We start from the raw sequence: 14453 nt of genomic DNA on the forward strand, positions 1-14453 counted from the left end.
AAGGCCCATGGAATTCGACCTCATCGAACTGCTTCGGCAACGTACCGCGCAGTCGCGCGACGACGTGCACCTGGGCATCGGTGACGACGCGGCCATACTGGTGCCGCCGATCGGTCAGCATCTTGCCGTGGCGCTCGACACCCTGGTCGAGGGCGTGCATTTCCCGCGCGGCACGGCGGCGGCCGACATCGGCTGGAAGGCGCTGGCGGTGAATCTTTCCGACCTTGCCGCGATGGGCGCGAGCCCGGCGTGGGCATTGCTGGGGTTGACCCTGCCGACGGCGGACGCCGCCTTCATCGAGGGTTTCGCGGACGGCTTCGGCAAGCTGGCCAAACCGCATCGGCTGGCGCTGGTGGGCGGCGACACGACTCGCGGGCCGCTGGCGATCAGCGTGACCGTGCATGGCTTCGTGCCGCCGGACAAGGCGCTCACCCGTGCCGGCGCACGGGTGGGGGATGCGGTGCTGGTGACCGGCACGCTGGGGGATGCCGCGGCGGGTCTGCAGGCATTGCAGCAGCCATTGGCGCAGGACGACAGCCGCGCCAGCCTGCGCACCTTCCTGATCGAACGTCTCAATCGGCCCACGCCGCGTTTGTCGGCGGGCGTTGCGCTGCGCGGCCAGGCCAGCGCCTGCGTCGATGTTTCCGACGGGCTACTGGCCGATCTTGGGCATATTTGCCGAAGCAGCGGCGTCGCCGCGGAAATCGATGCGGCCTTGCTGCCGCGTTCCTCGGCACTGATGGCGCTGTACACCGAAGCCGCGGCGCTGCAGTTCGCCCTGGCCGGTGGAGACGATTACGAACTCTGCTTCACCGTGCCCGCGTCGCGAGTGGCGGACGTGCAGGCCGATCTTGCCCGGTTGGGCTGTGGCGTGACCAGGATCGGTCGCATCGTGGAAGGCGAGGACGTGCGCGTGCGCGGCCTCGATGGCGAATGGTTGGCGACCGACCATGCCGGCTGGGAGCATTTCGCGTGAGCGCCAAGAAAACATTGAGCGCCGATCAGCGCCACGCCTTGCTGGCCACGCCGGCCGGCTGGCTGGCCTGCGGTTTCGGCTCGGGATTGACCCCGGTGGCTCAGGGTACGTTTGGCTCGCTGGCTGCGCTGCTGCCTTGGCTGCTGCTGCGCGAGTTGGCGTTGCCGCTGTACGTGCTGGTGCTGGTGGTCGGTTTCGGCGTGGGTGTCTGGGCCTGCAACCGGGCCAGTCGCGCGCTGGGCGTGGCCGATCATCGCAGCATCGTGTGGGACGAGTTCATCGGTCAGTGGATCGCACTGCTGCCGCTGCTGGTGTGGCCGGCACCGTGGTGGACGATCGCCGTCGGCTTCGCGCTGTTCCGCTTGTTCGACGTGTGGAAACCCTGGCCGATCAGCTGGCTTGATCGCCGTGTCAAGGGCGGCATGGGCGTGATGATCGACGACGTGGTCGCCGGCATGTTCGCGGCGCTCGTCTTGGCACTCGGCCTGCTCGCGCTGGTGCAGGGCGGGTAAAAAGCCTGCAACCTGCATGCCGGGCGGAGAATCACGCGTCGAGGCGTAAGCTTCCCGAATCCGCCATCCCGCTTCCAGGAGATCTCCATGCAATACCGTCGCCTAGGCACTTCCGGCCTGCAACTTTCCGCCCTGTCGTTCGGCGCCTGGGTCACCTTCGGCAAGCAGGTGGGGCGCGCGCAGGCGCGTGACATGCTGGCGCTCGCGCACGAGCGCGGCGTGAATTATTTCGACAATGCCGAGACCTACAACAACGGTGTGGCCGAGCAGGTGATGGGCGACGTGCTGGCCGACCTGCGCTTTCCGCGCGACAGCTACTGCGTGTCCAGCAAGGTCTTCTTCGGCGCGGTGGACAAGCCGCTGCCGACCCAGCGGGGGTTGTCGCGCAAGCATGTGATGGAAGCCTGCACCCAGGCACTGCAGCGCCTGCGCGTGGATTATCTCGACCTGTATTTTTGCCATCGTCCCGATCCGGATACGCCAATTGCCGAAACAGCGGCCGCGATGGATACGCTGATCCGCCAGGGCAAGGTGTTGTATTGGGGCACCAGCGAATGGCCGGCCGAGGCCATCCACGAAGCGCATCGGCTCGCGCGTGAAAACCACTGGTATGCGCCGGTGATGGAGCAGCCGCAGTACAACCTGTTGCATCGCGAGCGGGTGGAAGTGGAATACGCGCCGCTATACGACGCATACGGCATGGGCACCACGACCTGGTCGCCGCTGGCTTCAGGCTTGCTCAGTGGCAAGTACAACGACGGGGTGCCCCCGGATTCGCGCCTGGCGCAAGCCGACTACACCTGGTTGCGCGAAAGCGTGCTGGGCAAGGGCGACGAACGACTGGGCAAGGTCCGCGCCCTGCAGCCCATCGCCGATGAACTGGGCTGCAGCCTGGCGCAATTGTCGATCGCGTGGTGCCTGCTCAATCCGCATGTGTCCACCGTGATGCTGGGTGCCAGCCGACTCGGGCAACTGGAACAGAACCTCGCCGCACTGGAGGTGCTGCCGCGTCTGGACGCTGGCGTGGCGCAGCGAATCCGGAGCATCGTCGAGGCGGCTTGAGCGGAGCGGGAGTTGACAGTCAAATGAGAATCATTATCATCATTGACGTCACTCCACTTTCATGGATTTGCCCATGTCCGTCTTGTCCCTGAGCCAGCCCATGTCTTCCCGGTCGCTCCAGCGGCCAGTACCGTCGTTGCCAGCGGTCAGCCCGGTATCGGCACGCCGCGTCTCCAGCCATGCCCTGCTGGAGGGCGAGCGCGAATTGGTGATCCAGCACCAGGGCAGCGAATACCACCTGCGCCTCACCCGCAACGACAAGCTGATTCTTACCAAGTAACGCTTCGCTGCCCGCATCTGCGCGGGCAATGCGCATCTTCTGCCTCAGCCAGCGCGCCGGTCCGGCGCCAGCCGGGCCACATCCTGCCCGAGGTGATCGATGTTCGATTCGTTAGTCCACCGGCTGCAGGATCTGCAGCGGACCAGGTCGGCCCCGTCGCTCAACCGGCGCAGCCTGCCAACCACGCCCGAGCGCGTGGTTGACGGTTTGCCGGAGTTGGGCAGCGTGCTCTATGTGCCGATGTGTCCCGAGGGCTCGGTGCTGCGCGAGTTGCCGTGCGGCTTGCTGGTGGAAATGATGCAGCTGGTGCCGTTGCTGCAGACCCGTACCCTGGCTGCAGCCAGCACCATTACGGTCGAAGGGCCGCGCGAGTGGATCGATTGCCTGGATCGCGAAGGCCGCAGTTGTGCCCGCCTGTATTTGTTGCCTGATACGGACTATCTCGCGTGGGATCGGCTGCTCGAGCAGGGCCGGGCGATGCCGGCGGAGCGGCCTTCGCGCTGGTTGCGACAACCGCGTCCGGCGTGCGCCAAAGTGTTGCGTTTTCACGTCCGTCGGTTGGCCGGTCTCACCGTCCTTGGCGCCGAAGTGCGCACTCCGATCTCATCGTTGAGCCGACAACTTGCCGACCAGATCGCACGCGCCGAGGCGGTCCCGCTGCAGGCGGCGTTCAGCGACTGAGCAGGAGTTTCCGTGTTCGTCCGGCTGTCCGAAGAGTGTCCGCGGACACGCGGGCCGCGTTCGATCTTGATGCAAGCGGTTGATTTCAAGCGATTCATCTGATGCTGTGAGTGTGGCACGCGGATTGCAGAGAACCGTTGGCAACCGCGCTGTACGCGGTCAGGAACGGCATGATGATTCGCGACACTTCCGCTCAGGACAAACTGGTCGAGGTCAAACCCAACCGCAAGCGCCAGCTGATTTTGGCCGGCGCCGGCGTGCTGGTGCTCGCCCTGCTGGTGTGGCTGGCCCCCGGTATCGGCCGGCTCTTTTCGGCCTCCGCCTCGGTCAGCAGCTCCCGGCTGGCCTTCGCCACGGTCGAACGCGGCCCGTTCGTGCGCGACATCGCTGCCGAAGGCAAGGTGGTCGCGGCGGTCAGCCCGACCCTGTATGCCACCTCCGGTGGTGCAGTCACGCTGAAGGTGCATGCCGGCGACACGGTGAAGATCGGACAGGTGCTGGCCACCATCGTCAGCCCGGAGCTGACCAACAAGCTGGCCCAGGAACAAAGCAACGCCGACGCGATGGAAGTGGAATACCAGCGCGCGCAGATCGACGCGCGCAAGCAGCGCGGCGAACTGCAGAAGGCCTATGACAACGCGAGCGTCGATGCGCAGGCGGCCGAGCGCGATCTTGATCGCAACCAGAAGGCGTTCGGCAAGGGTGCGGTGCCCGGCATGGACGTGGACCGAGCGAAAGATGCGCTGCAGAAGGCGAAGATCACCTTGCAGCATGCGCATGCCGACCTCGGCATGGACAACGCCAGCCTGAGCTTCGACATCCAGGCCAAGAAGCTGGCGCATGAGCGCCAGCTTCTGCTGGTGAAGGATCTGCAGCGGCAGGTGGACGACCTCAACGTGAAGTCGCCGGTGGATGGCCAGGTCGGTCAGTTGTTCATCGCCGAGCGCGCCACCGTGGCGAAGGACGCGCAGCTGCTCAGCGTGATCGACCTTTCCGCCTTGCAGGTGGAGATGCAGGTGCCGGAGAGCTTCGCGCGTGACCTCGGCATCGGCATGGGCGGCGAAATCAGCGGCAATGGTCACACCTGGAAAGGCCTGGTCAGTGCGATCTCGCCCGAAGTCGTCAATGGTCAGGTCGCGGCGCGGCTGCGCTTCGAAGGGGAGACGCCGAAACAGCTGCGCCAGAACCAGCGCCTGTCGGTGCGCGTGCTGCTGGACAAGCGCGACAACGTGCTGACCGTGCAGCGCGGTTCCTTCGTTGACGAATCCGGTGGCAGTTATGCCTATGTCGTGCGCGATGGCATCGCCAAGAAAACCCCGATCCGTGTCGGCGCTTCCAGCATCGACAAGGTGGAGATCCTCGAAGGCCTGAAGGAAGGCGACAAGATCGTGATCTCCGGTACCGACAGTTTCAAGAGTGCGGCGACGGTCGCGATCAGCAATTGATGAAAACGGGGAACGAGGAACAGGGAACGGGCAACGTGTCAGGCGACGTTGCGTAACGATCCGGCCTTTAGGGAGGTCGGTGCAGACAAGACACCGCATCGGCAAAGAGTCACCCGTTCCCTGTCCCCCGTTCCCTGTTTCCGCTCCATAGACGAATACCACCACCGAGGAACAACCATGCTGAAGATGACCCACCTGTCCAAGGTCTACCGCACCGAAGTGGTGGAGACCTATGCGCTGCGCGATTTCAACATCGACGTGAAAGAAGGCGAGTTCGTCGCCGTCACCGGCCCGTCCGGCTCGGGCAAGACCACCTTCCTGACCATCGCCGGCCTGCTGGAAACCTTCACCGGTGGTGAATACCACCTCGACGGCATCGAGGTCAGCAACCTCAACGACAACGCGCGTTCGAAGATCCGCAACGAGAAGATCGGCTTCATCTTCCAGGCGTTCAACCTGATTCCCGACCTCAACGTGTTCGACAACATCGAGGTGCCGCTGCGCTACCGCGGCATGAAAGCCGCCGAGCGCAAGCAGCGGATCATGGAATCGCTGGAGCGCGTCGGCCTGGCCTCGCGTGCCAAGCATTACCCGGCCGAACTGTCTGGTGGTCAGCAGCAACGCGTGGCGATCGCCCGCGCACTGGCTGGCAGCCCGCGCCTGCTGCTGGCGGATGAACCGACCGGCAACCTGGATACCCAGATGGCCCGCAGCGTGCTTGAACTGCTCGAGGAGATCCATCGCGACGGCGCCACCATCGTGATGGTCACGCATGACCCCGAACTGGCCGCTCGCGCCCAGCGCAACGTGCACGTCATTGACGGGCAGGTCGTTGAACTGTCCGAAGATCCGCGCTTCCACGTCCCGCATCCTGCTGCCGACGAAGTTCACGGCTGAGCGCCGTGCGTGCTCGCTCGTAGGAGCCCGCTCGCGGGCGATGCTTTTGCTTCGACTCTTCATCGGGCATCAAGACAAGGGCATCGCCCGCGAGCGGGCTCCCACGAAGAATTCGCGTGGCCACCAACGCCGTCATCCACAGGAATCGACGCATGTTCGTCTACTATTTCCAACTCGGTCTTCGCAGCCTGCGCCGCAACCCGGCGCTGACGGCGTTGATGGTGATGGCGATAGGTTTCGGCGTGGCGGCCTCGATGATCACCTGGTCGGTGTTTCGTGCCGTGTCGGGTGACCCGATTCCCGGCAAGTCATCCCAGCTGTATACCGTGCTGGTCGACAACCGTGGCCCGCAGTACAACGAAAATGGTGAGCCGCCGGAAGCACTGACGTACACCGACGCCACCGCGCTGGTCGCGGCGCACAAGGCCACCCATCAAACCTTGTTCTACGACGTGGCGCCGTCGGTGCTGCCCGCGGGCAACCAGAGCCTTCCGTTCATTGCCGATGGCTACGCCACCAATGCGGACTTCTTCGGCATGTTCGACGTGCCGTTCGAATACGGCGGCGCCTGGCATGCCAGCGACGACGAGGGTCGTGCCGCGGTGGCGGTGATCAGCCACGAGCTCAACCAGCAACTTTTCAACGGCGCGGACAGCGTCGGCCGTGAAATCACCATGGATCGGCGCAGTTACCGCATCGTCGGCGTGACCGCACACTGGGACCCCAAGCCGCGCTTCTACGACTTGTTCAGCGGCAACCAGTTCGGTGATCCGGTCCAGGTGTATCTGCCGTTTGCTCGCGCGGTGGACGCGGAGATGGACACCGCGGGACGCAACAATTGCGGCAGCAATACGGACCTGGGTGTCGGGCGCGATGCCTGGCTGCATGGCGAGTGTGTGTGGGTGGCGATGTGGGTGGAGCTGGCCGACCCCGCTGCCGTCACGAGCTATCGCGAATTTCTCACTCACTACGCTGCCGAACAGCAACGTGCCGGTCGCTTCCGCTGGGCACCCAACGTGCGCCTGCGCGACGTCACCGACTGGCTTGATCACATGCACGTGGTGCCACCGGAGAGCCGCATTTCGCTGCTGGTGGCGCTGGGTTTCTTCGTCATCTGCCTGGTCAACACCATCGGCCTGCTGCTGGCCAAGTTCCTGCGCCGTGCGGCGGAGATCGGCGTGCGCCGCGCACTCGGTGCGCCGCGCCGGGAGATTTATCGACAGTTCCTGATCGAGGCGGCCACGGTGGGGCTGGCCGGAGGCGTGCTCGGCTTGCTGCTGACGGCATTGGGCATGTTCGGCGTCGGCCTGTTGTTCGAGCCGGAGATCGCGCAGCTCGCGCACCTGGACTTCTCGCTGGTGGCCATGACCTTGCTAGTCGCCATCGCGGCAGCCGTACTGGCGGCGTTCTACCCCGCCTGGCGCGCCGCACGGGTGCAGCCGGCATGGCAGTTGAAGAGCAATTGAGGACGCCATGATGCAGATCAAGCCCATCCTCGCCGCCATGCGCCATCACAAGGCCGGCACCGTATTGATCGCTCTGCAGATCGCGTTGACCCTGGCGATCGTCTGCAATGCACTGTTCATCATCCAGCAGCGCACCGCGCGGATGTCGCGACCGAGCGGCGTCGACGAAACCAACCTGTTCGTGATCCGCAGCGACTGGGCGGACAAGTCCGATCCGCAGCGCATCGATGCGCAGATGCAGGCGGACCTGATCGCGCTGCGCCAACTCGGCAGCGTGCAGGACGCCTCGTCGACCAACAGTTTTCCGCTGCGCGGCACCGGTTGGGACAACTACATCAAGTTGCGCCCTGACCAGCCGAAGATGACCACCGACGCGGCGATGTTCTTTTCCGATGAGCACACACTGGCGACGCTGGGTACGCATCTGATCGCGGGTCGCAATTTCAGCGCCAGCGAAGTGGCGGCACAGCAACCGCGCGACGCGATGCATGCCGCCCAGGTCATCATCAGCAAGGGCCTGGCGCAGCGGTTGTACCCCGATGGTTCGGCGCTGGGCAAAACCATCTACGTGTCGATGGGCTCGGCGCCCTCCACGGTCATCGGCATCACCGATACCTTGCAGGCACACATGATCAGCAGTTGGGCAAACGCCTACGCCTACAACGCGGTGCTGGTGCCGGCGCGACTGCTGAACGACTACACCTATTACCTGGTGCGCGCGCGTCCCGGTCAGCTCGACGCGGCGATGCGCGATGCGCCGAAGGCGCTGTATGCGCAAAGCCGCATGCGCATCATCGATCACAAGGACGGCGTGATGAGCTTCGCCCAGGTGCGCCAGCGCGCGTACTCACGCGATCGGGGCATGGCGATCCTGATGGGCATCGTCAGCCTGGTGCTGCTGGCGATCACCGCGGCGGGCATCGTCGGGTTGGCCAGTTTCTGGGTCGGCCAGCGGCGCAAGCAGATCGGCGTGCGTCGTGCCCTGGGTGCCACGCGGAACGACATCGTCAGCTATTTCCTTACCGAGAACCTGCTGATCGGCATCGGTGGCGTGCTGACCGGCACGGTGCTGGCCTTTGGCATCAATCTGTGGATGGTCACCCAGTTCGAAATGGCACGGCTGTCGCTGCCCTATGTGGTGGCAGGCGTGGTCGTGTTGCTGCTGCTTGGTCAGGGCGCCGTGTTGGCGCCGGCGTTGCGAGCCTCGCGTGTGTCGCCGGTGGAGGCGACCCGCTCGGTTTGATGCTTTTCGTCCTCCCGCGCGAGCACGGGAGGGCCGGGGAAGGGGGTTTTTGCCCAGGCGAAAGGCAACTTCTCCCCACCTCCCGCTGTTTCAGCGGGAGGAGACAACTCATGGAGTACGTGGAATGTTCAGCTATTACCTCGAACTGGCCCTGCGCAGCCTCAAGCGAAGTCCGGGCCTGACCTTGCTGATGGTGCTGGCGATCGGCTTCGGCGTCGCGGCGTCGATGACCACCTATTCGGTGTTTCGCGCCGTATCGGGTGATCCGATTCCGTGGAAGTCGTCGCAGCTGTTCGTGCCGCAGATCGATGCCTGGGGGCCGAAGGGGCACGACAACTCCGGTGAAAACGAGCCTTCGGACGCAATGAACTACACCGACGCGCTGGCACTGATGCGCGACCATCGCGCCAAGCGCCAGTCGGCGATGTACCAGATCGCGCCGTCGGTGGTGCCGGCGCAGGCCGGCAAGCATCCGCTCAATGTCAGCGGGCATGCGGTGTTCAGCGAATTCTTTCCGATGCTCGACGTGCCGTTTCTGTACGGCAGCGGCTGGAGTGCGGACGACGACGCGCAGCGCGCGGCGGTGGCGGTGATCAGCAGCAAGCTCAACGAAAAGCTGTTCGGCGCCGTCAACAGCGTCGGCCGCACGGTGAACATCGAAGGCCGGGATTACCGCGTGGTCGGTGTGCTGAACAACTGGAATCCGCAGCCACGCTTCTACGATGTGGTCAACAGTGGTGGCTTCAACGAAGGCGTCGAGGATGTGTTCGTGCCGTTCGAGCGGGCCATCGCGATGGGCATTCCCAATGACGGCAATACCAACTGCGTGGAGACGCCGAAGGAATCCGGCTTTGTCGGCTTGCAGCGTTCCAGTTGTGTCTGGATCGCCTACATGGCCGAGCTGCCCGATGCGGCGGCGGTGACGACTTACCGCAATTACCTGCAGGGTTATGCAGAAGCACAGCAGAAGGCCGGGCGTTTCGGCTGGGCGCCGAACAACCGTCTGCGCGATCTGCCGGCTTTTCTTGAACACGAGCAAGTAGTGCCGCGCGACACCAAGGTGTCACTGCTGGTGGCGCTGGGCCTGTTGCTGGTGTGCCTGGTGAACACGGTGGGCTTGTTGCTGGCCAAGTTCCTGCGCCGCAGCGGCGAGATCGGCGTGCGCCGCGCCCTGGGTGCACCGCGCAAGGCGATCTACCTTCAGTTCCTCACCGAGGCCGGCGTGGTCGGTGCGGCCGGCGGCCTGCTGGGCTTGTTGCTGACCGGTGTCGGCGTGGCCAGCGTGGGCCTGGTCCTGCCCGAGAGCATTTCCAAGCTGGCGCGAGTCGACCTGCCGCTGCTGGTGATCTCGTTGGTGGTCGCCGTGGTGGCGACGTTGCTGGCCGGGCTCTATCCCACCTTCCGTGCGTCACGCGTGCAACCCGCGTGGCAGCTCAAGTCCAATTGAGGATCGACCGATGACTATGCATCCCATCCTCGCCGCGTTGCGCAAGCACAAGGCCGGCGTCGTCCTGATTGCGCTGCAGATCGCGTTGACCCTGGCGATCGTCTGCAATGCGGTGTTCATCATCGGCCAGCGCATCGAGCGGGTGAACCGCCCGACCGGCCTGGACGAAAGCAACCTGTTCCTGGTCAGCCAGCAGTGGGTGGGCGCGCCGGGCGAGGACACGCCCGGCGGCGTGGACAAACTCGACGCCATGCAAGTGGAGGATCTGTCAGCCTTGCGCCAATTGCCGGATGTGGCGTCAGTGGCCGCGATCAATTCGATGCCGTTGCTCGGCTCGTCGTGGAACGGCGCGATTGCCGACAAACCCGGTGATCCGCGCAGCGGCGGTCGCAGCTTCACCCGCACGACCTACTACTTTGGTGACGACCAGATGTTGTCCACCCTGGGCGTGCGGCTGGTGGCGGGGCGTGCCTTCAACGCCGGTGACGTCCAGCATCAGGGCTTTCGCGACCAGCGCGATCCGACCATCGTGATCCTGACCAAGGCACTCGCCGACAAGCTGTACCCGACCGGCAGTGCCGTGGGCAAGTCGGTCTACCTCAATGGCGGCACCGTGCCGGTCACCGTCATCGGCGTGATCGAGCGCATGCAGGTGCCCAACACCGGCGCCGGCGACGAATCCGCCTGGAACGCCACCCTGGCGCCGGTTCGCCTGAACGCGAATTTCTCTCGCTATGTCGTGCGGGCCAAGCCAGGCCGGCTCGATGCGGCGATGAAGGCGGTGACCCCGGCACTGTACAAGGTGAATCCGATGCGCGTGCTCGACGACGACAGCGTGCGCTCGTTCGCCGATATCCGCGACAAGGCCTATCGGGCCGACCGCGGCATGGCGATCCTGATGGGCGTGGTTTGCCTGATCCTGCTGGCCGTCACCGCCGCCGGCATCGTCGGGCTGACCAGCTTCTGGGTCGGTCAGCGCCATCGGCAGATCGGCGTACGCCGTGCGCTGGGCGCACGCAAGATCGACATCCTGCACTACTTCCAGATCGAGAACCTGCTGATCGCCGGCACCGGTGTGGTGATCGGCGTGCTGCTGGCGATAGGGCTCAACCTGTGGCTGATGAGCCACTACGAGATGAGTCGCATCCCGGTCATGTACGTACTCACCGGGGTGCTGGTGATGCTGGGCATCGGGCAGGCCGCGGTGTTCGTGCCGGCACGGCGCGCCTCCAACGTGCCGCCGGTGGTGGCCACGCGCGCGGTCTAGAAAGCAGTTGGCCAGGACCGCCGGTGCACAGCCTGTCGCCGGCGGACGTGGATTCGATATTCGTCGATTGTGGATAGTCCCATGAACAGATTTGTCGCCTTGATGATGGCCCTCCCGACGCTTGCGCTGTCCGGATCACCCGTTGCTTCAGCGGCGGAAGCGCGGCCGGCGATGGAGCTCTCCGCCGACGCCTTGTTTGACACGATATCGGCACTCGACAGCGCCACTTTCGACGCGTTCAACCACTGCAGTGATCCCGCGCAACTGCAAAAGCATGCCAGTTATTTTGCGCCCGACGTCGAGTTCTATCACGACACCGGCGGGGTCACCTGGACGCGCAAGGCCATGATCGAAAAGACCAGGCAGAACGTCTGCGGCCATTTTCGTCGCGAACTGGTTCCCGGCAGCCTGAAGGTTTTTCCGATCAGGGATTTCGGTGCCATCGAACAGGGCGTGCACCGCTTTTGCCAGTTCGATACCGGCAAGTGCGATGGCATCGCCGACTTCGTGATCGTGTGGCGCCATCAGGGCGACGCATGGCAGATCACGCGGGTTCTCAGTTACGGCCATCGGACTGCCCGATGAGCCGGTTCCAGCCAAAGACGACCACGGAAGCCTGCTGATGTTCGCCTACTACCTCGATCTGGCCCTGCGCAGCCTCAAGCGCAACCGGGTGCTGACCACGCTGATGGTCTTGGCGCTTGCGCTGGGTATCGGAGCCACCATCACCACCTTGACCGTGCTGCGGCTGCTGTCCGGCGATCCGTTGCCGCAGAAGAGCGCGCAGTTGTTCTACCCGCAGATCGATCCCGGTTCGAAGGATGGCTACATCGAGGGGCAATCCAAGCCGGACTCGATCATGAGCTATCCCGATGCGATGAATCTGCTGCATGCGCGACGAGGCACGCACCAGGCCGTCATGGCGCTGACGCAAGCCAAGATCATGCCGAAGCAGGCCAACGCCCATCCATCTTTCAACGATGCGGTGATGACCACCGCGGACTTCTTCACGATGTTCGACGCACCCTTCCAATACGGCGGCGGCTGGACGGCGGCGGACGACGACAGTCGCGCGCAACTGGTGGTGATTGCCGGTTTCCTCAACGACAAGCTGTTCGATGGTGCCAACAGCGTCGGTCGCATCATCCGTGTCAATGATCATGATTTGCGCATCGTCGGGGTGCTCAAGCCGTGGGCGCCGCAGCCGCGCTTCTATGCGCAGAATCTGGGTGGACGCAGCTACGGCGATGGCGATGCGGTGTTTCTGCCGCTGCACACGGCGCGGGCGATGGAGATGGGACCACAGGACACCGAGTGCTACGCCGCGGTGCCGGACATCCGCCACCTCGAGACCGCGCCATGCGAGTGGCTGGGTGTCTGGGTCGAGTTGAACAGCAGCGAGGCGGTGGCCAGCTACAAGACCTTCCTCGACGGCTACGTCAGGCAGCAGGTCGCATTGGGGCGCTTCCAGCGTACCGAAACGTCCTTGCTTGACCTGATGGGCTGGCTGCGACAGGAGCAGGTGGTACCCGACGATGTACGCCTGCAGGCCGGCCTGGCGTTTGGTTTCCTGCTGATCTGCGTAGTCAACACGGTGGGGTTGCTGCTGGCCAAGTGCCTGCGCCGCTCGCAGGAGATCGGCGTGCGCCGTGCGCTGGGCGCCACCCGGCGCGAGATATTCACCCAGTTCATGGTCGAGGCGGGCATCGTCGGCCTGGCGGGAGGCTTGCTGGGGCTGCTGTTCGCCGAGCTCGGGCTGCTGGGCATCCGCCACCAGCCGGCCGAATACGCCAGCCTCGCGCACCTGGATCTGTCGATGTTCCTGTTCACCTTTGCCGTGGCCCTGGTGGCCAGCCTCATCGCCGGCATCCTGCCAGCCTGGCGTGCCTGCGTGCTGGCACCCGCTCCCCAACTGAAAGCGGCCTGAGGTCATCATGGAAATCCGACCGATCTTCGCCAGCCTTCGCAAGCATCGCATTCCCGCCATCCTGATCGTGCTGGAGATCGCGCTGGCCTGCGCGGTGCTGTGCAACGCCGTCTTCATGATCAGCAAGCGGGTAAGCGACATCCGCCTGCCCAACGCGATCGACGAGCAGGGCCTGGTATCCGTCGCGCTGCGTGGCATCGACGACAAGCTCGTCGGCAGCGACATCCCGCGCAATCTTGCTGCCCTGCGTGGCATTCCCGGGGTGCAACAGGCGGCCGTCACCAGCAGCTTGCCACTCAGCCACAACAACTGGGGCTGGAGCTTCGGGGTGACCCCGGACTCGGTCATCGCCAACAAGAAGAACGTCAATGTGTCGCTGTATTTCATCGGCGAGGGCGGCGACAAGACCCTGGGACTGCACGTGCTGGAGGGGCGGTTCTTCAGCGACGACGAGCTGGCCGGCAGCAAGTTCGACACCGCACCCCTGCCCGAGACCCATGTGGTGGTCATGACTCAAAGCGCCGCCAGACAGTTCTGGCCAACCGGGTCGGCGCTGGGCAAGACGATCTATTCCAAGCCTTTCTACTACACCGTGGTTGGCGTGGTCGAGGATGTCCTGCGCCCGAACGTGTACACGCAGAACACCGGCAAGTCCTACGAGGCGGTGTACTTCCCGATGAGTGCGGCGGGCAGCAAGGGCGCCCTGGGTTACTACATCCTGCGCGCCGCGCCGCAGGATCGCGACCGGATCATGCGCGAGGCCGAACAGAAACTGGCCGCGCTGGATCCGGCGGCAGTCGCCAAGGGCAAGGTCTACGTGGATATCCGCCACGATTATTTCGCCGACATGAGCAGCATGGCCTGGATGCTGGTGCTGGTCTGTGTGGTGATGCTGGCGGTGACCGCGTTCGGCATCGTGGGCCTGACCAGTTTCTGGGTCGGCCAGCGGCGCCGGCAGATCGGCATCCGCCGCGCGGTGGGCGCCACCCGTGGCCACATCATGCAGTACTTCCAGACCGAGAACTTCCTGCTCACCGCGGCAGGCGTGTTGCTCGGCATGGCCCTGGCCTTCGGCATCAACGTCTACCTGATGCAGCACTACGAGATGGATCGGATGCCCTGGTATTACCTGCCCGGTGGCGCCCTGGCGCTGTGGGCGCTTGGCCAGCTCGCGGTGTTTGGTCCGGCGCGCCGCGCTGCCAGCGTGCCACCGGTGGTGGCGACGCGGAGCGCGTAAGGGCGGATATCCG

General features: G+C 64.7%; 14 protein-coding genes. All 14 read left to right on the plus strand.

Translation table 11 applies throughout. The features are described from left to right. Positions 1-7 precede the first annotated feature (7 nt). Positions 8-976, plus strand: coding sequence for a thiamine-phosphate kinase (gene thiL, locus ACVWWQ_RS08450; RefSeq protein ID WP_133948131.1), 969 nt, complete (start codon positions 8-10; stop codon positions 974-976). Continuing rightward, the gene (locus ACVWWQ_RS08455; RefSeq protein ID WP_133948129.1) at positions 973-1488 is read left to right on the plus strand and encodes a phosphatidylglycerophosphatase A family protein; all 516 of its coding nucleotides are present in this window, start codon (positions 973-975) and stop codon (positions 1486-1488) included. Before thiL ends, ACVWWQ_RS08455 begins: the two co-directional genes overlap by 4 nt. Positions 1489-1575: 87 nt before the next feature. Beyond that, positions 1576-2550: a potassium channel beta subunit family protein gene (locus ACVWWQ_RS08460; RefSeq protein WP_133948127.1), complete on the plus strand. Its 975-nt coding sequence runs from the start codon at positions 1576-1578 to the stop codon at positions 2548-2550. A 73-nt stretch (positions 2551-2623) separates the two neighbouring features. Beyond that, positions 2624-2830, plus strand: coding sequence for a hemin uptake protein HemP (gene hemP, locus ACVWWQ_RS08465; RefSeq protein ID WP_099653334.1), 207 nt, complete (start codon positions 2624-2626; stop codon positions 2828-2830). A gap of 99 nt (positions 2831-2929) precedes the next feature. After that, positions 2930-3511, plus strand: a complete 582-nt coding sequence (locus ACVWWQ_RS08470; protein ID WP_133948125.1) for a hypothetical protein — start codon at positions 2930-2932, stop codon at positions 3509-3511. A gap of 173 nt (positions 3512-3684) precedes the next feature. Further along, positions 3685-4956, plus strand: coding sequence for an efflux RND transporter periplasmic adaptor subunit (locus ACVWWQ_RS08475; RefSeq protein WP_099653333.1), 1272 nt, complete (start codon positions 3685-3687; stop codon positions 4954-4956). 177 nt (positions 4957-5133) lie between these two features. Beyond that, positions 5134-5853: an ABC transporter ATP-binding protein gene (locus tag ACVWWQ_RS08480; RefSeq protein ID WP_133948123.1), complete on the plus strand. Its 720-nt coding sequence runs from the start codon at positions 5134-5136 to the stop codon at positions 5851-5853. Positions 5854-6005: 152 nt separating this feature from the next. Further along, positions 6006-7319 carry an ABC transporter permease gene (locus ACVWWQ_RS08485; protein ID WP_133948119.1) on the plus strand — a complete coding sequence of 438 codons (1314 nt, stop codon included), beginning with the start codon at positions 6006-6008 and terminating at the stop codon, positions 7317-7319. Between the two features lie 10 nt (positions 7320-7329). Beyond that, complete coding sequence (locus tag ACVWWQ_RS08490; protein ID WP_133949311.1) at positions 7330-8562, plus strand: FtsX-like permease family protein; 1233 nt, start codon at positions 7330-7332, stop codon at positions 8560-8562. 124 nt (positions 8563-8686) lie between these two features. Further along, positions 8687-10009 carry an ABC transporter permease gene (locus ACVWWQ_RS08495; protein WP_133948117.1) on the plus strand — a complete coding sequence of 441 codons (1323 nt, stop codon included), beginning with the start codon at positions 8687-8689 and terminating at the stop codon, positions 10007-10009. 10 nt (positions 10010-10019) lie between these two features. Continuing rightward, positions 10020-11276 (plus strand): ABC transporter permease, encoded by a 1257-nt coding sequence (locus ACVWWQ_RS08500; RefSeq protein WP_133948115.1) that lies wholly within the window; start codon positions 10020-10022, stop codon positions 11274-11276. Between the two features lie 81 nt (positions 11277-11357). Then, positions 11358-11861 carry a nuclear transport factor 2 family protein gene (locus ACVWWQ_RS08505; protein WP_133948113.1) on the plus strand — a complete coding sequence of 168 codons (504 nt, stop codon included), beginning with the start codon at positions 11358-11360 and terminating at the stop codon, positions 11859-11861. Between the two features lie 37 nt (positions 11862-11898). After that, on the plus strand, positions 11899-13203 hold the full coding sequence (locus ACVWWQ_RS08510) for an ABC transporter permease (protein WP_133948111.1): 1305 nt from the start codon (positions 11899-11901) through the stop codon (positions 13201-13203). A 7-nt stretch (positions 13204-13210) separates the two neighbouring features. Further along, entirely contained in the window at positions 13211-14440 is a 1230-nt protein-coding gene (locus ACVWWQ_RS08515; protein ID WP_133948109.1) for an FtsX-like permease family protein, read from the plus strand. Positions 14441-14453: the final 13 nt, after the last annotated feature.

The organism is Rhodanobacter sp. TND4EL1, assembly GCF_054061035.1.